Genomic DNA, 17,327 nt, shown 5'->3' on the forward strand with positions numbered 1-17,327 from the left:
CTCATTTGTAGGCGGTTTTTTTTAGGCACGGGTATTGCTACAGCTCTCGCAACGTTCCGTTTCACTGACGGTCAGCCAAGCGAGAGAGCACGATGCCCCAAGCCGCCCAGATGTCTCCTGTCCCTGACGCTTCGGGGCAACCGTCGTCCGTAGAGCAGGCAAGCCGGCTTGGCCTTGAGCAGGCGTTTGCCCTGTTCAACCAGATGTCGAGCCAATTGACTGACTCCTACAGCATGCTCGAAGCCCGGGTCACCGAGCTCAAGGGCGAACTGGCGGTGGTCAGCGCCCAGCGCATGCAGGAACTGGCGGAAAAAGAACGCCTGGCCAACCGTCTGCAAAACCTCCTCGATTTGTTACCTGGCGGCGTCATCGTCATTGATGCCCAGGGCATGGTGCGCGAAGCCAATCCGGCGGCGTGCGAGTTGCTTGGTTTGCCTCTGGAAGGCGAGTTGTGGCGCCAAGTGATTGCCCGCTGCTTTGCGCCCCGTGAAGACGACGGTCATGAAATCTCCCTCAAGGACGGTCGGCGCTTGTCGATCGCCACCCGCTCGCTGGATGCCGAGCCTGGTCAGTTGGTGTTGCTCAACGACCTGACCGAAACCCGTCAACTGCAAGGTCAACTGGCGCGGCATGAGCGCCTGTCGTCCCTGGGGCGCATGGTGGCTTCGCTGGCCCATCAGATCCGCACACCGCTTTCCGCCGCGCTGCTATACGCCAGTCATTTGACTGAGCAGGAGCTGCCGGTCGCCACCCAGCAACGATTCGCCGGCCGTTTGAAAGAGCGCCTGCACGAATTGGAGCATCAGGTGCGCGATATGCTGGTCTTCGCACGCGGCGAACTGCCGCTGACCAATCGCGTGACGCCCAAAGAATTGATGCAGTCGCTGCAAGCGGCGGCGCTGACCCATGTGCAGGAACTGCCGGTGCGTTGGCAGTGCGACGCGCATGCCGGAGAGTTGCTGTGCAATCGCGACACTCTGGTCGGGGCGATTCTGAATCTGATCGAGAATGCGATCCAGGCCAGCGGCGGTGCCGTGCGCCTGAAAGTTCACCTCTATATCCGTGGCAACAACCTGCGCCTGTGCGTCAGCGACAGCGGCAGCGGGATCGATGACACGGTGCTGACGCGCCTGGGCGAGCCGTTTTTCACCACCAAGACTACCGGAACCGGCTTGGGCCTGACCGTGGTCAAGGCAGTGGCTCGTGCTCATCAGGGAGAATTGCAGTTGCGCTCGCGGCTCGGTCGCGGCACCTGTGCGCTGGTGTCCCTGCCGTTGTTTTCCAGCGCATCGGATGCGGAGTGAAGGGCATGGCAATCAAGGTTCTGCTGGTCGAGGATGACCGCGCGCTACGGGAAGCACTGGCGGATACGCTGCTGCTCGCCGGGCACGATTACAAGGCTGTCGGTTCGGCGGAAGAAGCGCTGGAGGCGGTCGGCGTCGAGGCGTTCAATCTGGTCGTGAGTGACGTCAACATGCCGGGCATGGACGGTCACCAGTTGCTCGGATTGCTGCGGGCGCGTCAGCCGCAATTGCCGGTGCTGCTGATGACGGCGCACGGTGCCGTGGAGCGGGCGGTCGACGCCATGCGCCAGGGCGCGGCGGATTATCTGGTCAAGCCGTTCGAACCCAAGGCCTTGCTCGATCTGGTGGCGCGTCACGCCCTGGGCAGTTTTGGTGCCGCCGACGGCGAAGGGCCGATTGCTTTCGAGCCGGCCAGTGCGCAATTGCTGGAACTGGCAGCTCGCGTGGCGCGCAGCGATTCCACCGTGTTGATCTCCGGCGAGTCCGGCACCGGCAAGGAGGTGTTGGCGCGCTACATTCACCAACATTCTCATCGCGCCAGCCAGCCGTTCATTGCCATCAACTGCGCGGCGATTCCCGACAACATGCTCGAAGCCACGTTGTTCGGTCACGAGAAGGGCTCGTTCACCGGCGCCATCGCCGCCCAGGCCGGCAAGTTTGAACAGGCGGACGGCGGGACGATTCTGCTCGACGAAATCTCCGAAATGCCCATGGGCTTGCAGGCCAAGTTGCTGCGCGTGTTGCAGGAGCGGGAAGTCGAACGGGTCGGCGCCCGCAAGCCGATCAGTCTGGACATTCGCGTTGTCGCGACCACCAACCGTGACCTGGCCGGTGAAGTGGCGGCGGGGCGTTTTCGTGAAGACCTTTACTATCGGCTATCGGTTTTTCCGCTGGCCTGGCGTCCGTTGCGCGAGCGCACCGCCGACATCCTGCCGCTGGCCGAGCGCCTGTTGGCCAAACACGTCAATAAAATGAAGCATGCGGCGGCGAGACTGTCCACCGAGGCGCAGGCCTGCCTGATCGGTTATCCGTGGCCGGGCAATGTTCGCGAACTGGATAACGCCATCCAGCGCGCATTGATTCTGCAGCAGGGCGGATTGATTCAGCCGCAGGATTTCTGTCTGTCGGGGCCGGTCGCTTGTGCGCCGTTACCCGCGTTGGCACCGGTGCGAGCGGTGGAGGTCGAGGCTGAATCGGCCAGCGCCCTGGGTGATGACCTGCGCCGTCATGAGTTCCAGATGATCATCGACACCCTGCGTGCCGAGCGCGGCCGTCGCAAAGAAGCGGCCGAACGCCTGGGGATCAGCCCGCGCACCTTGCGCTACAAGTTGGCGCAAATGCGGGATGCCGGGATGGATGTGGAAGCCTATTTGTTTGCCACCTGATAGTTGACGCAACACCGATCCAACTGTGGGAGCGGGCTTGCTCGCGAAGGCGGCGTGACAGGTACATGAAGGGTGACGGACACGCCCTCTTCGCGAGCAAGCCCTCTCCCACATTGGTTTTGTGGTGATTCGCGGTTGAGTTATAGCCCGGAATGCCTTTTGTGGACTGAGGCCACGGAGCTGGCACCCTTGTTGCTAACACCTCAGTACCCGCCGAGTGAGTGTCAAAAAATTGCGGGTCGCCAGAGAGAATAGACCATGAGCCAAGGTATTGAATTTAATCGATTGATGTTGGACATGCGCTCCATGCAAATGGATGCCATGTCTGCGCCAAAATCGACTGCCGCAGTTCCCGAATTGGGAGGCAGCAGCTTTTCCGACATGCTCGGTCAAGCCGTCAATAAAGTGAACGACACCCAGCAGGCGTCCAGTCAGTTGGCCAGTGCCTTCGAGATCGGCAAAAGCGGCGTCGACCTGACGGACGTGATGATTTCCTCGCAGAAGGCCAGCGTGTCTTTCCAGGCGTTGACCCAGGTGCGTAACAAGCTGGTTCAGGCTTACCAAGACATCATGCAGATGCCGGTTTAAGGACGAGATTGAGTCATGGCAGAAGCAGTCGCCGATAATGTTCCGGCCAAGGCCACCCCAGTAGACGGCAAACCGCCGCTGTTCGGGTTGTCCTTCCTGGAAAACCTCTCCGAGATGACCATGTTGCGTCAGGTGGGCCTGTTGGTCGGCCTGGCTGCGAGCGTGGCGATTGGCTTTGCCGTGGTGTTGTGGTCGCAGCAGCCGGACTATCGGCCTCTGTACGGCAGCCTTGCCGGTATGGACGCCAAGCAGGTCATGGAAACCCTGGCCGCCGCTGACATCCCTTACACCGTCGAACCCAACTCCGGTGCCTTGCTGGTCAAGGCCGATGATGTGTCCCGTGCGCGGCTCAAGCTCGCAGCGGCTGGTGTCACTCCCAGCGACGGCAACATCGGTTTTGAAATCCTCGACAAGGACCAGGGCCTGGGTACCAGTCAGTTCATGGAAGCGACCCGTTATCGTCGCGGCCTCGAAGGTGAACTGGCGCGGACCATCTCCAGCCTGAACAACGTCAAGGGTGCTCGCGTGCACCTGGCGATTCCGAAAAGCTCGGTGTTCGTGCGTGATGAGCGCAAGCCAAGCGCTTCGATTCTGGTTGAACTGTATTCCGGCCGCTCCCTGGAGCCCGGCCAGGTACTGGCGATCATCAACCTGGTGGCCACCAGCGTTCCTGAACTGAGCAAATCGCAGATCACCGTCGTCGACCAGAAGGGCAACCTGCTGTCCGATCAGGCGGAGAACTCCGAGCTGACCATGGCCGGCAAGCAGTTCGATTACAGCCGTCGTATGGAAAGCATGCTGACCCAGCGCGTGCATAACATCCTGCAACCGGTGCTGGGCAACGATCGTTATAAAGCCGAAGTCTCGGCGGACGTGGATTTCAGCGCCGTCGAATCGACCTCCGAGCAGTTCAACCCGGATCAACCGGCGTTGCGCAGCGAGCAGTCGGTCAACGAGCAACGCACCGCCAGCAATGGCCCGCAAGGTGTGCCGGGTGCCCTGAGCAACCAGCCACCGTCGCCAGCCTCCGCGCCGCAAACCACCGGTGGCGCTACCGCGTCGGCCGGCATGGTGCAGCCAGGTCAGCCATTGCTCGATGCCAATGGTCAGCAAGTCATGGACCCGGCCACCGGTCAGCCTATGCTTGCACCGTACCCGGCGGACAAGCGTCAACAATCCACCAAGAACTTCGAACTTGACCGTTCCATCAGCCACACCAAACAACAACAGGGCCGTTTGAGTCGCCTGTCGGTGTCGGTAGTGGTGGATGACCAGGTCAAAGTCAACGCGGCCAACGGTGAAACCACCCGCGCGCCGTGGAGCGCCGACGAATTGGCGCGCTTCACTCGCCTGGTACAGGACGCCGTCGGTTTCGACGCCAGCCGTGGCGACAGCGTCAGCGTGATCAACATGCCGTTCTCTGCTGAACGCGGCGAAGTGATTGCCGATATTCCGTTCTACTCCCAGCCGTGGTTCTGGGACATCGTCAAGCAAGTGCTGGGTGTGTTGTTCATCCTGGTGCTGGTGTTCGGTGTGCTGCGTCCGGTGCTCAACAACATCACCGGTGGCGGCAAGGGCAAGCAACTGGCCGGTCTGGGCAGCGACGTCGAGTTGGGTGGCATGGGCGGCCTGGATGGCGAACTGGCCAACGACCGCGTCAGCCTCGGCGGTCCGCAAAGCATCCTGCTGCCGAGCCCGAGCGAAGGCTATGACGCACAGTTGAATGCAATCAAGAGTCTGGTGGCAGAAGACCCGGGTCGTGTGGCCCAGGTCGTGAAAGAGTGGATTAACGCAGATGAGTGATAACCGAGCCGCTGTCGCCAAACTGTCCCGGGTCGATAAAGCCGCGATTCTGCTGCTGTCCCTGGGTTCGACCGACGCCGCCCAAGTGCTGCGCCACATGGGGCCCAAAGAGGTCCAGCGTGTGGGTGTGGCCATGGCGCAAATGGGTAATGTGCACCGCGAGCAGGTCGAGCAGGTGATGAGCGAGTTCGTCGACATCGTCGGCGACCAGACCAGCCTGGGCGTCGGCTCCGACGACTACGTGCGCAAAATGCTCACCCAGGCCCTGGGCGAAGACAAGGCCAATGGCCTGATCGACCGCATCCTGCTGGGTGGCAACACCAGTGGCCTCGACAGCCTGAAGTGGATGGAACCGCGCGCCGTTGCTGACGTGATTCGTTACGAGCACCCACAGATCCAGGCGATCGTCGTGGCGTACCTCGACCCGGACCAGGCCGGTGAAGTGCTGGGCAACTTCGACCACAAGGTGCGCCTGGACATCATCCTGCGCGTCTCGTCGTTGAACACCGTGCAACCCGCGGCCCTGAAAGAGCTCAACCAGATTCTCGAGAAGCAGTTCTCCGGCAACTCGAATGCCTCGCGCACCACCCTGGGTGGCATCAAGCGTGCGGCCGACATCATGAACTTCCTCGACAGCTCGATCGAAGGCCAGCTCATGGACTCGATCCGCGAAGTCGACGAAGACCTGTCCGGTCAGATCGAAGACCTCATGTTCGTGTTCAACAACCTGTCCGATGTCGACGACCGCGGGATCCAGGCGTTGCTGCGTGAAGTGTCCTCCGATGTGCTGGTGCTGGCCCTCAAAGGCTCGGACGAAGGCGTCAAAGAGAAGATCTTCAAGAACATGTCCAAACGAGCGGCCGAACTGTTGCGCGACGACCTCGAGGCCAAAGGCCCGGTGCGTGTCAGCGACGTGGAAACCGCGCAGAAAGAAATCCTCACCATTGCCCGCCGTATGGCCGAAGCCGGAGAAATCGTTCTCGGCGGGAAGGGCGGCGAAGAGATGATCTAAGGTCACTATGTCGTCCAAACATGATGAGTCCAACACCGACCTGATCCGTGGCACCGGGGTCAGTGGTTTCGACGTGTGGTCGTTGCCCAGCTTCGACCCGCATGTGCCGGAGCCCGAGCCGGAACCCGAGCCCGAACCGCCGGAAATGGAAGAAGTGCCGCTGGAAGAAGTCCAGCCACTGACCCTCGAAGAACTCGAAAGCATCCGTCAGGAGGCTTACAACGAAGGCTTCGCCACGGGCGAGAAAGAAGGTTTCCACAGCACCACGCTCAAGGTCCGTCAGGAAGCCGAAGTGGCCCTGACTGCCAAGATCGCGAGCCTGGAACAGCTGATGGGTCATCTGTTCGAGCCCATCGCCGAGCAAGATTCGCAGATCGAAAAGTCCCTGGTTGATCTCGTGCAGCACATCACCAAACAGGTGATCCAGCGCGAACTGGCCATCGACTCCACGCAAATCGAAAGCGTCATGCGCGAAGCCCTCAAGCTGTTACCGCTGGGCGTGGGCAATGTGCGGCTGTACATCAATCCCCAGGATTTCGAACAGGTCAAAGCCCTGCGCGAGCGCCATGAAGAAACCTGGCGCATCGTCGAGGACGAGGCCCTGTTGCCCGGTGGTTGCCGGGTTGAAACCGAGCACAGCCGGATCGATGCCACTGTCGAAACCCGCGTCGCGCGGATCATGGACAAGCTGTTCGATCAATTGCATGAACAAGCCCTGCACCCGGCAGCGCCGGACTTGAGCCTGGAACTGCCGATCGAGGCCAAGCCTGCGGCTGAGCCAGAAGCCGAACTGCCGCCAGAACTGGACACCCCCGATGCGCCTTGACCGCACCAGTTTCGCCAAGCGCCTGAGCGGTTATGCCGAGGCCACGGAACTGGAAGGCGCGCCGATCCTTGAAGGTCGCCTGCTGCGCATGGTCGGCCTGACCCTCGAAGCCGAAGGTTTGCGCGCCGCCATGGGCAGCCGCTGCATGGTCATCAACGACAACAGTTATCACCCGGTGCAGGTCGAAGCCGAAGTCATGGGCTTCTCCGGCAGCAAAGTCTTTCTGATGCCGGTCGGCAGCGTCGCGGGCATTGCGCCCGGCGCACGCGTGGTGCCGCTGGCCGATACCGGGCGTTTGCCGATGGGCATGAGCATGCTCGGCCGGGTGCTCGATGGCGCCGGTCGCGCGCTCGACGGCAAGGGCGGCATGAAAGCCGAAGACTGGGTGCCGATGGACGGCCCGACGATCAACCCACTCAAGCGTCACCCGATCAGCGAACCGCTGGACGTGGGCATTCGCTGCATCAATGGCTTGTTGACGGTCGGTCGCGGTCAGCGTCTGGGCCTGTTCGCCGGTACCGGTGTCGGTAAGTCGGTGCTGCTGGGCATGATGACCCGCTTCACCGAGGCCGACATTATCGTGGTCGGACTGATCGGCGAGCGGGGCCGCGAAGTTAAAGAATTCATCGAGCACATCCTCGGTGAAGAAGGGCTCAAGCGTTCAGTCGTCGTCGCCTCGCCGGCGGACGATGCGCCGCTGATGCGCCTGCGTGCCGCGATGTATTGCACGCGCATCGCCGAATATTTCCGCGACAAGGGCAAGAACGTCCTGTTGCTCATGGATTCCCTGACTCGTTTCGCCCAAGCCCAGCGGGAAATCGCCCTGGCCATCGGCGAACCGCCGGCGACCAAGGGTTATCCGCCGTCGGTGTTCGCCAAGTTGCCGAAACTGGTGGAACGCGCCGGTAACGCCGAAAAGGGCGGCGGTTCGATCACCGCGTTCTATACGGTGTTGTCCGAAGGCGATGACCAGCAGGACCCGATCGCCGACGCCGCGCGAGGCGTACTTGACGGGCACATCGTGCTGTCCCGGCGCCTGGCCGAGGAAGGGCATTACCCGGCCATCGACATCGAAGCGTCCATCAGTCGGGTCATGCCGTCGGTGGTCACGCCGGAACACATGATGCGCGCCCAGTATTTCAAGCAGTTGTGGTCGCGTTATCAGCAGAGTCGGGACTTGATCAGCGTCGGCGCCTACGTGGCCGGCGGCGATCGCGAAACCGACCTGGCGATTTCGTTGCAACCACAATTGGTCCGCTACCTGCGCCAGGGCTTGAACGACAGCATCAGCCTGGGCGAAAGCGAAGCCTACCTCGGCACGATCTTCGCTCCTGCGGCCGGCGGTTAACCGGCCATGGCCCAGAGTCGCGCAGGGCGCCTGGCGCCGGTGGTCGAAATGGCCGAAAAGGCCGAGAAAGCCGCGGTCCAGCGTCTGGGGCACTTCCAGGGCCAGGTGCGTCTGGCCCAAAGCAAGCTCGATGACCTCGAAGCCTTTCGTCTGGATTACCAGGAACAATGGATCGTGCGCGGCAGCAGTGGCGTTTCCGGCCAATGGCTGCTGGGCTATCAGGGCTTTTTGGCGCAACTGGGCACAGCCATCGATCAGCAGCGCCAGAGCCTGGTGTGGCATCAAAACAATCTGAACAAAGCGCGGGACGCCTGGCAGCAGGCGTTTGCCCGGGTCGAAGGCTTGCGCAAACTGGTCCAGCGCTACATGGACGAAGCGCGCAAGCTTGAAGACCGGCGCGAGCAGAAGCTGCTGGATGAATTGTCCCAGCGGTTGCCGCGCCAGGATCCGTATTAGGTCAGTTCGACCGCGTTATCGTTCTTCGCGAGCAAGCCCGCTCCCACATTTGATCTCTGTCACGCTGAAGATCCTATGTGGGAGCGGGCTTGCTCGCGAAGAGGCCCGCACATTCACCGAAAATGTAGCCAATCACTGACACTTCCCGCCTTGCCCCCGCCCCCGGCAGGTGCTAAACCTTGTACACACGTTGTTCAATGACAAGGAAGCCGTTAAATGTCAGTCGTTACAGAAGTCTCCCAAGATGGGCAAAAGCTGACGATTTCGATCAAGGGACGATTCGATTTTGCCAAGCATCAGGAATTTCGCGAGTCCTACGAAAATCTTCAGCCCAAACCCGAGTCCTTTGAAGTCGATCTGAAGGACGCTACCTATCTCGACAGTTCAGCGCTCGGCATGTTGTTGCTGTTGCGTGATCACGCCGGCGGCGAGAACGCCGAGATCACGTTGAGCAACGCCAACGCGGATGTGCGCAAGATCCTGGCTATCTCCAATTTTGAACAAATCTTCGACGTGGCGTGACCGCCATGCAGTCCTTGTTCGAACCGTTGACGATCCTGATCGCTGAAGACAGCGCGGCCGATCGCATGCTGCTGTCGAGCATCGTCCGGCGCCAGGGCCATAACGTGCTGACGGCGGCCAACGGTGCCGAAGCGGTTGCAGCGTTCCATGAACAACGCCCGCAACTGGTGTTGATGGACGCCATGATGCCGGTGATGGACGGTTTCGAAGCTGCGCAGCAGATCAAGGCGCTGGCCGGGGAAACCCTGGTGCCGATCATCTTCCTGACGTCGCTGACCGAAAGCGAAGCCCTGGCCCGTTGTCTGGAGGCTGGCGGCGACGACTTTCTGGCGAAGCCCTACAACCAGGTGATCCTCGCCGCCAAGATCAAGGCGATGGACCGCTTGCGACGCTTGCAGGCCACCGTGCTTGAACAGCGTGATCAGATTGCCAGGCACCACGACTACCTGCTCAACGAGCAGCGGGTGGCCAAGGCTGTGTTCGACAAGGTTGCCCATTCCGGCTGCCTGAACGCGCCCAATATTCGCTACCTGCAATCGCCCTATGCGCTGTTCAACGGTGATCTGCTGCTGGCGGCGTTCACCCCGGCCGGCGACATGCATGTGCTGCTCGGCGATTTCACCGGCCATGGTTTGCCGGCCGCTGTCGGCGCCATGCCGCTGGCGGAAGTGTTTTATGGCATGACCGCCAAGGGTTACGGCTTGTCCGAAACCCTGCGGGAGATGAATGCCAAGCTCAAGCGCATCCTGCCGGTGGACATGTTCTGTTGCGCAACCCTGCTGTGCCTGAGCTTCCAGCGCCGTTCAGTGGAAGTCTGGAATGGCGGAATGCCGGACGGTTACCTGCACAGCATCGCCAGCGGCGTGCGGACACCGCTGACGGCGCGGCACTTGCCACTGGGAGTGTTGAGCCCGCCCACCTTCGACGATCGCACGGAAGTGTTTCCGATGGCGGTCGGCGACCGGGTGTTCCTGTTGTCCGACGGGGTCATCGATACCTGCGATGCCAACGACCAGTTGTTTGGCATCGAGCGACTTGAGCGAGTGTTTGCGGCCAATCGTCAGCCCGATGCGCTGTTCGAGGAGATCGAACAGGCTCTGCGCGACTTCCGTGGCGAGGCCCGGGACGATGTGAGCATGGTTGAGGTCAGTCTGGTGGAGGCGGCGCAGTTGAGCCCCCCGGCACTGGTGTATTCCGACAGCGGCCAGTCCTGTCCGCTGGACTGGTCGGTGAGTTTCGAGTTTCGCGCCGCCACCCTCAAGCGCTTCAATCCGCTGCCCTATCTGCTGCAATTGCTGCTCGAGGTTCATGGTCTGCGGGCGCAAAGCGGAGCGCTCTACAGTGTGTTGGCCGAGTTGTACTCCAACGCACTGGAGCACGGCGTGCTGGGGCTGGACTCCAGCCTGAAGCGCGATGCCTCGGGATTTGCGCGCTATTATCAGGAACGCAATGCACGGCTGGATCAATTGCAGGACGGCTATGTGAGGGTTCATTTGCAGGTGACGCCAGCGGGCGAGGGCGGTTTCCTGACGATCCGGGTCGACGACAGTGGCAAGGGTTTTGATGTGGCTCGGGTGATGGAGCGCCCCTTGGAGGGTGTCCGTCTGTCGGGGCGCGGTGTCAGTCTGATTCGCCAGTTGAGTCGCAAGGCGAGTTGGTCCGATGATGGTCGTAGTGCACACGTGGAGTTTTATTGGGGGGCTCTGGCATAATCCCGCGAATTCTTGATCAAGGAGTGAACAAGTGACTGACACACATCTGGATCGCGACGTGCTGAGCGCGTTGCAGGAGGTCATGGAAGACGAGTATCCGACGTTACTGGATACCTTTATTGCCGACTCCGAGGAGCGGTTGCGCGTCCTGCGAAAAGCGGACGACGCCGCTCAACTCATGAATGCCGCCCATAGTTTCAAAGGCAGCAGCAGCAACATGGGCGCCATTCGCCTGGCTGAGCTATGCGATGAGCTGGAGCAACGCGCCAAGCATCGGAGCCTGGCGGGCATCGAAAAACTGGTGGGGGAGATTGACGGTGAATTCGCCATCGTCCGCCCACTCTACGAAGCTGAGCGTCAACGATCCTTGGCGGAGTAGCGCAACCGTCCGGCGCTTTGGGCGCCTTTCGAGCAAACATGGCTCGACCCTTGCAGTCATCTCGATCAACTGTACCTACGATCCCAGTGCAGCGGAGACTGCGTCATGCCCGTTACCCCCAATTCGCTTCTTCAGGCCACCGCAAAGGCCAAGCCTCAAGCCGCCCCCGCCAATCCCCCGGCGGTGACGGCTGACCCCGGGGATAAGGCGTCCAGCTTCGCCAATGTCTTCGCCAATCAGGCCCAGAAAAAACCGGCCATGCTGGCTGACGCGTCAGTCAAACCTGCCCGGGATAAAACCCCGGACAGCCCCGCTAAAAAGGACGTCAGCAACGATAAGTCTGCCGCCCCGAAGCCGGATGTTGCCGATAGCGGCAATTCCTTGCCCGCCGATAATCCGGCGTCGTCATCGACGGACGACAAGAGCGCCAGTGATAGTGCGGCCGATAGCGCGGCAGATGCTACCGCAGATAATGCCGCAGATAATGCCGATACACCGGTCGCCGTCGATGCCCCGCCGGTAGATCCGACGCTGGACCCTGCCTTGATGCAGCAAGCCGTTCAGTCGGTGGCGCCCGCGCCAGCGCCGCAGACGCCGCCGGTGGTGGTCACCGCGCAACCCCAGGTCGAGACGCCGGTCGCGGTCACCGTGACCACGGCGCCGGTGCAAGCCGCCACGACCACCGACACTGATTTCGATCCAGAGGCTGATCCTCTCGATGCACTGCCAGCGCTGCGCATGGCCATGGAGCAGAGCGGCCACGTCTCTGCCAGCAGCCAGGCTCAGACCAAGGCAACACCGGCCCAGGCGTCCGCCGACGGCGATCTGACCTCGGCGCAGAACTTTGCCGCTGGCATGGCGACCATGCTCGACGTGCAAGCCGACAAGGACAGCACCAGCCAGGGCGGTGAAAAGGCCTTCAGTGGTTTGATCAGCGAGGGGCTCAAGGATCTGAAGTCCGCCAGCAGCGATACCCGTGTCGATGATTTCGCCAGCCGTCTGGCGGCATTGACCCAGGCCGCCACGCCAAAAACCGCCAATGCGCTGCCACCGGTCAATCAGCCGATTGCCATGCATCAAAGTGGCTGGACCGAAGAAGTGGTGAACCGGGTCATGTACCTGTCCAGCGCCAACCTCAAGGCCGCCGACATTCAGTTGCAACCGGCCGAACTGGGGCGCCTGGATATTCGGGTGAACATGATTCCGGACCAGCAGACCCAAGTGACCTTTATGAGCGCTCACCCAAGCGTTCGCGAAGCGCTGGACGGGCAAATGCATCGCTTGCGTGACATGTTCGCGCAACAGGGCATGGGTCAGGTCGATGTCAACGTGTCCGACCAGTCCCGCGGCTGGCAAGGTCAGGGTCAGGATCAACAGGCACAGCAAGGGCAGAGCGGACGCACCAGCGCCGGTGGTGGCCGGGTGGATGCCATGGACGATGAAATCGTGCCGACGGTGGCTGAAGTGGCTGCAACGGCTACCAGCGTCATCGGCTCCAGCGCTGTCGACTACTACGCCTGATAAATTCGGCGACCCCAAAAAGATCGCAGCCTTCGGCAGCTCCTACAGGGTGTACACCTTGCCAATGTAGGAGCTGCCGAAGGCTGCGATCTTTTGCTTTTTAAGTGTGCCTCACTTTTCCCCTGCGCCACTTCTGGCATAACACTTGCTCTTGCCTTGCCGTGCGACTGTGAAAACCTGAATAGTGACGGATTATTGGCATGGCGAAGAGCGAAGCAGCAGCAGTGGTTAAAGACCCTGCAACCAAAGGCAAACTCAAGCTGATCATTGCGATCGTGGTGGCGGTGCTGCTGGCGATCGGCTTGTCCGTGGGGGCCACCTGGTACTTTATGCACAGCTCTCAGAGCAAACCTGCCGTCGCGGCTGAAGCCGCCCCGACCGGCAAGCAACCGGCCGTTTTCGAACCGATGGCGCCGGCCTTCGTCGCCAACTACAACCAGAACGGCCGCCAGCGCTACATGCAGGTGAGTATCACCATGCAGGGCCGCAACCAGGCTGATCTGGAAGCGCTGAAAGTGCACATGCCGGTCATTCGCAATAACCTTGTCATGCTGTTTTCGGGCCAGGACTTCGCCACCCTCGCGACGCCGGTCGGCCAGGAAATGCTGCGCCAGAAGGCCACCGCCAGTGTCCAGGAAGTGGCGCAGAAAGAGCTCGGCAAAGTGGTGATCGAACAGTTGCTTTTCACTAATTTCGTACTGCAGTAGGAACACGACATGGCCGTGCAGGACCTGCTGTCCCAGGATGAGATCGATGCGCTGTTGCATGGCGTCGACGATGGTCTGGTACAGACCGATACCGCCGCCGAACCCGGCAGCGTCAAAAGTTACGACCTGACCAGCCAGGATCGGATCGTCCGCGGACGCATGCCGACCCTGGAAATGATCAACGAGCGTTTCGCCCGCTACACCCGCATCAGCATGTTCAACATGCTGCGCCGCTCGGCGGACGTTGCCGTCGGTGGTGTGCAGGTGATGAAGTTCGGCGAATACGTGCATTCGCTGTACGTGCCGACGAGCCTGAACCTGGTCAAGATCAAACCGTTGCGCGGCACCGCGCTGTTCATCCTCGACGCCAAACTGGTGTTCAAACTGGTGGACAACTTCTTCGGCGGCGATGGCCGTCACGCGAAGATCGAAGGGCGTGAATTCACCCCGACCGAGCTGCGTGTGGTGCGCATGGTGCTGGAGCAGGCTTTCATCGATTTGAAAGAAGCCTGGCAGGCGATCATGGAAGTGAACTTCGAGTACATCAACTCGGAAGTGAACCCGGCCATGGCCAACATCGTCGGTCCGAGCGAAGCGATTGTGGTGTCCACGTTCCACATCGAACTCGATGGCGGTGGCGGCGACCTGCACGTGACCATGCCGTACTCGATGATCGAGCCGGTGCGCGAAATGCTCGATGCCGGCTTCCAGTCGGACCTCGACGACCAGGACGAGCGCTGGGTCAACGCCCTGCGCCAGGACGTGCTCGACGTGGACGTGCCGATCGGCGCCACGGTGGCCCGTCGTCAGTTGCGCCTGCGGGACATCCTGCACATGCAGCCGGGGGACATTATCCCGGTCGAAATGCCGGAAGAAATGATCATGCGCGCCAACGGCGTGCCTGCGTTCAAGGTCAAGATGGGCTCGCACAAAGGCAACCTCGCGTTGCAGGTGATCGAGCCGATCGAGCGCCGCTGAGCGGCGCTCCAACCCCTATTTGCTAAATGACTGCTTCTGATTGAAGAGTTGCCCGCCGAGGACACATGATGAACGACGATATGAACGCCCAGGACGACCAGGCACTGGCTGATGAATGGGCTGCCGCGCTGGAAGAAACCGGTGATGCCGGCCAGGACGATATCGATGCCCTGCTGGCTGCCGACACTGGCGGCTCGGCTTCCAACCGTCTGCCGATGGAAGAGTTCGGCAGCGTGCCGAAGAACCACGAGCCGGTGACCCTGGACGGCCCGAACCTGGATGTGATTCTCGACATTCCGGTGTCGATTTCCATGGAAGTGGGCAGCACCGACATCAACATCCGTAACCTGCTGCAACTCAACCAGGGTTCGGTGATCGAGCTTGATCGCCTGGCCGGCGAGCCGCTGGACGTGTTGGTCAACGGCACCCTCATCGCCCACGGCGAAGTGGTTGTGGTCAACGAGAAGTTCGGCATCCGTCTGACGGACGTGATCAGCCCAAGCGAACGTATTAAGAAGCTGCGCTAAGTGAACAAGGTTCTGGGGTTTGTGCTGGCGTTGCCGCTCAGCGCGCTGGCGGCCGAACCGGTGGCCACGGCGACGGCCGCTGCTGCGCCGGCGGTCAGCAGCGGCGTGGCCGGGCAACTGACGCAATTGGTGTTCGGCCTGCTGTTGGTGCTGGGGTTGATCTTCTTCCTCGCCTGGCTGTTGCGCCGGGTGCAGCAGGCCGGACCTGCCGGCAAAGGTCAGGTGATCGATATCATCGGGTCCCGCGCCCTGGGCCCGCGTGACCGGTTGATGCTGGTGCAGGTCGGCAACGAACAGATTCTGCTCGGCCTCAGCCCTGGCACCATCACCGCGTTGCATGTGCTCAAGGAGCCGGTGCACGTGCCGAGCGCGACGGAAAAATCGACCCCGGAATTTGCCCAGCGCCTGATGGAACTGTTAGGCAAGGATCAGAAGGATAAGAAGTAATGGGTGCGCTCCGCATCGTCTTGACCCTGGCCCTGATGCTGGCGGCGCCGTTGGCGTTCGCCGCCGATCCGCTGTCGATCCCGGCCATCACCCTGGGCACCAATGCGCAGGGTGCGCAGGAATACTCGGTCAGCCTGCAAATCCTGCTGATCATGACCGCGCTGAGCTTTATTCCAGCGTTCGTCATGCTGATGACCAGTTTCACCCGGATCATCATTGTGTTTTCGATCCTGCGTCAGGCCCTGGGCTTGCAGCAGACGCCGTCGAACCAGATTCTTACCGGTATGGCGCTGTTCCTGACCCTGTTCATCATGGCGCCGGTGTTCGACCGGGTGAACAACGATGCCTTGCAGCCGTACCTGGCGGAAAAAATGACCGCCCAAGACGCCGTGCTTAAGGCGCAAGTGCCGATCAAGGACTTCATGCTCGCCCAGACCCGCACCAGCGATCTGGAGTTGTTCATGCGTCTGTCCAAACGCACGGACATCGCTACGCCGGATCAGGCGCCGTTGACCATTCTGGTGCCAGCGTTCGTGACCTCGGAGCTTAAGACGGCGTTCCAGATCGGCTTCATGATCTTCATTCCGTTCCTGATCATCGACCTGGTCGTGGCCAGTGTGCTGATGGCCATGGGGATGATGATGCTGTCGCCGCTGATCATTTCCCTGCCGTTCAAAATCATGCTGTTTGTGCTTGTCGATGGCTGGGCGTTGATTATCGGCACGTTGGCCAGCAGCTTCGGAGGTGTTTCGCCATGACGCCAGAAGTCGCCGTAGACATCTTCCGGGATGCGCTGTGGTTGACCACCATGATGGTTGCGGTGCTGGTGATTCCGAGCCTGCTGGTGGGTCTGTTGGTGGCGATGTTCCAGGCCGCGACCCAGATCAACGAACAGACCTTGAGCTTCTTGCCGCGTCTGTTGGTGATGCTGGTGACGCTGATCGTCGCCGGCCCGTGGCTGGTGCAGACCTTTATGGAATACATCCAGCGGTTGTACGGCAGCATTCCCATGGTCATCGGCTAAGCCATGTCGCTGCTGCAACTGACCGATACCCAGATCAGCACCTGGGTGGCGACGTTCATGTTGCCGCTGTTTCGCGTCGGCACACTGCTGATGGTCATGCCGATTTTCGGCACGACCCTGGTGCCCCGGCGCGTGCGGGCGTATCTGGCCCTGGCGATCACGGTGGTCATCGCACCGGCGCTGCCACCCATGCCGCCGGTCAGTCCGCTGGACCTCAGCGGGCTGCTGCTCATCGGCGAGCAGATCCTCATCGGCGCGGTGCTGGGCTTCTCCTTGCAGTTGTTCTTCCAGGCGTTCGTGGTGGCCGGGCAGATTGTCGCGATCCAGATGGGCATGGGTTTCGCGTCCATGGTCGACCCCACCAACGGCGTGTCGGTGGCGGTGATCGGGCAGTTCTTCACCATGCTCGTGACGTTGATGTTCCTCGGGATGAACGGCCACCTGGTGGTGTTCGAAGTGCTCACCGAAAGCTTCACCACACTGCCGGTCGGTAGCGGATTCATGGTCAATCATTTCTGGGAACTGGCCGGCAAACTCGGCTGGGTCCTCGGCGCGGCGCTGGTGTTGGTGTTGCCGGCGATCACGGCGTTGCTGGTGGTCAACATCGCGTTTGGCGTGATGACCCGGGCGGCGCCGCAACTGAACATCTTTTCCATCGGTTTTCCGCTGACCCTGGTGCTCGGGATGTTCATTCTCTGGGTCAGCCTGGGGGACATTCTTAACCAGTATCAACCCATGGCCGTCGAGGCCCTGCAGTTTTTACGCGAACTGGCACAGGCGCGCTGAGT

Annotated in this window: 19 protein-coding genes; all 19 read left to right on the plus strand. The window is 61.2% G+C overall.

Annotation, left to right across the window (positions count from 1 at the left end; genetic code table 11):
* Nucleotides 1-110 precede the first annotated feature (110 nt).
* The 19 genes from HB680_RS26920 (at nt 111) to fliR (ending at nt 17,325) form a co-directional block, all read left to right on the plus strand.
* Nucleotides 111-1,304: an ATP-binding protein gene (locus tag HB680_RS26920; protein ID WP_213941437.1), complete on the plus strand. Its 1,194-nt coding sequence runs from the start codon at nt 111-113 to the stop codon at nt 1,302-1,304.
* A 5-nt stretch (nt 1,305-1,309) separates the two neighbouring features.
* Nucleotides 1,310-2,689, plus strand: a complete 1,380-nt coding sequence (locus tag HB680_RS26925) for a sigma-54 dependent transcriptional regulator (RefSeq protein WP_213941438.1) — start codon at nt 1,310-1,312, stop codon at nt 2,687-2,689.
* A 258-nt stretch (nt 2,690-2,947) separates the two neighbouring features.
* Complete coding sequence (fliE, locus tag HB680_RS26930) at nt 2,948-3,277, plus strand: flagellar hook-basal body complex protein FliE (RefSeq protein ID WP_010456962.1); 330 nt, start codon at nt 2,948-2,950, stop codon at nt 3,275-3,277.
* A 15-nt stretch (nt 3,278-3,292) separates the two neighbouring features.
* Nucleotides 3,293-5,080: a flagellar basal-body MS-ring/collar protein FliF gene (gene fliF / locus HB680_RS26935; RefSeq protein WP_213941439.1), complete on the plus strand. Its 1,788-nt coding sequence runs from the start codon at nt 3,293-3,295 to the stop codon at nt 5,078-5,080.
* Complete coding sequence (gene fliG / locus HB680_RS26940) at nt 5,073-6,092, plus strand: flagellar motor switch protein FliG (protein ID WP_003184041.1); 1,020 nt, start codon at nt 5,073-5,075, stop codon at nt 6,090-6,092. Before fliF ends, fliG begins: the two co-directional genes overlap by 8 nt.
* Nucleotides 6,093-6,099: 7 nt before the next feature.
* Nucleotides 6,100-6,918, plus strand: a complete 819-nt coding sequence (fliH, locus tag HB680_RS26945; protein WP_213941440.1) for a flagellar assembly protein FliH — start codon at nt 6,100-6,102, stop codon at nt 6,916-6,918.
* Complete coding sequence (gene fliI, locus HB680_RS26950; RefSeq protein ID WP_213941441.1) at nt 6,908-8,266, plus strand: flagellar protein export ATPase FliI; 1,359 nt, start codon at nt 6,908-6,910, stop codon at nt 8,264-8,266. Before fliH ends, fliI begins: the two co-directional genes overlap by 11 nt.
* A gap of 6 nt (nt 8,267-8,272) precedes the next feature.
* Complete coding sequence (fliJ, locus tag HB680_RS26955) at nt 8,273-8,722, plus strand: flagellar export protein FliJ (RefSeq protein WP_213941442.1); 450 nt, start codon at nt 8,273-8,275, stop codon at nt 8,720-8,722.
* A gap of 216 nt (nt 8,723-8,938) precedes the next feature.
* Complete coding sequence (locus tag HB680_RS26960; RefSeq protein WP_213941443.1) at nt 8,939-9,244, plus strand: STAS domain-containing protein; 306 nt, start codon at nt 8,939-8,941, stop codon at nt 9,242-9,244.
* Between the two features lie 5 nt (nt 9,245-9,249).
* A complete protein-coding gene (locus HB680_RS26965) occupies nt 9,250-10,956 on the plus strand; it encodes a fused response regulator/phosphatase (RefSeq protein ID WP_213941444.1) in 1,707 nt (568 codons plus the stop codon).
* Between the two features lie 31 nt (nt 10,957-10,987).
* Complete coding sequence (locus HB680_RS26970) at nt 10,988-11,335, plus strand: Hpt domain-containing protein (protein ID WP_213941445.1); 348 nt, start codon at nt 10,988-10,990, stop codon at nt 11,333-11,335.
* A 105-nt stretch (nt 11,336-11,440) separates the two neighbouring features.
* Complete coding sequence (locus HB680_RS26975) at nt 11,441-12,856, plus strand: flagellar hook-length control protein FliK (RefSeq protein WP_213941446.1); 1,416 nt, start codon at nt 11,441-11,443, stop codon at nt 12,854-12,856.
* Between the two features lie 200 nt (nt 12,857-13,056).
* The gene (gene fliL / locus HB680_RS26980) at nt 13,057-13,563 is read left to right on the plus strand and encodes a flagellar basal body-associated protein FliL (RefSeq protein ID WP_213941447.1); all 507 of its coding nucleotides are present in this window, start codon (nt 13,057-13,059) and stop codon (nt 13,561-13,563) included.
* Nucleotides 13,564-13,572: 9 nt separating this feature from the next.
* Nucleotides 13,573-14,541 (plus strand): flagellar motor switch protein FliM, encoded by a 969-nt coding sequence (fliM, locus tag HB680_RS26985; RefSeq protein ID WP_123409179.1) that lies wholly within the window; start codon nt 13,573-13,575, stop codon nt 14,539-14,541.
* A gap of 65 nt (nt 14,542-14,606) precedes the next feature.
* Nucleotides 14,607-15,068: a flagellar motor switch protein FliN gene (gene fliN, locus HB680_RS26990; RefSeq protein ID WP_213941448.1), complete on the plus strand. Its 462-nt coding sequence runs from the start codon at nt 14,607-14,609 to the stop codon at nt 15,066-15,068.
* Nucleotides 15,069-15,515, plus strand: a complete 447-nt coding sequence (gene fliO / locus HB680_RS26995; RefSeq protein WP_213941449.1) for a flagellar biosynthetic protein FliO — start codon at nt 15,069-15,071, stop codon at nt 15,513-15,515.
* Nucleotides 15,515-16,273 carry a flagellar type III secretion system pore protein FliP gene (gene fliP / locus HB680_RS27000; protein ID WP_213941450.1) on the plus strand — a complete coding sequence of 253 codons (759 nt, stop codon included), beginning with the start codon at nt 15,515-15,517 and terminating at the stop codon, nt 16,271-16,273. The genes fliO and fliP overlap by 1 nt, the downstream gene beginning before the upstream one ends.
* Complete coding sequence (gene fliQ, locus HB680_RS27005; protein ID WP_054049350.1) at nt 16,270-16,539, plus strand: flagellar biosynthesis protein FliQ; 270 nt, start codon at nt 16,270-16,272, stop codon at nt 16,537-16,539. Before fliP ends, fliQ begins: the two co-directional genes overlap by 4 nt.
* A gap of 3 nt (nt 16,540-16,542) precedes the next feature.
* The gene (gene fliR, locus HB680_RS27010) at nt 16,543-17,325 is read left to right on the plus strand and encodes a flagellar biosynthetic protein FliR (RefSeq protein WP_213941451.1); all 783 of its coding nucleotides are present in this window, start codon (nt 16,543-16,545) and stop codon (nt 17,323-17,325) included.
* The last annotated feature ends 2 nt before the right edge of the window (nt 17,326-17,327 follow it).

Source organism: Pseudomonas sp. dw_612, from assembly GCF_018449725.1.
GTDB lineage: Bacteria > Pseudomonadota > Gammaproteobacteria > Pseudomonadales > Pseudomonadaceae > Aquipseudomonas.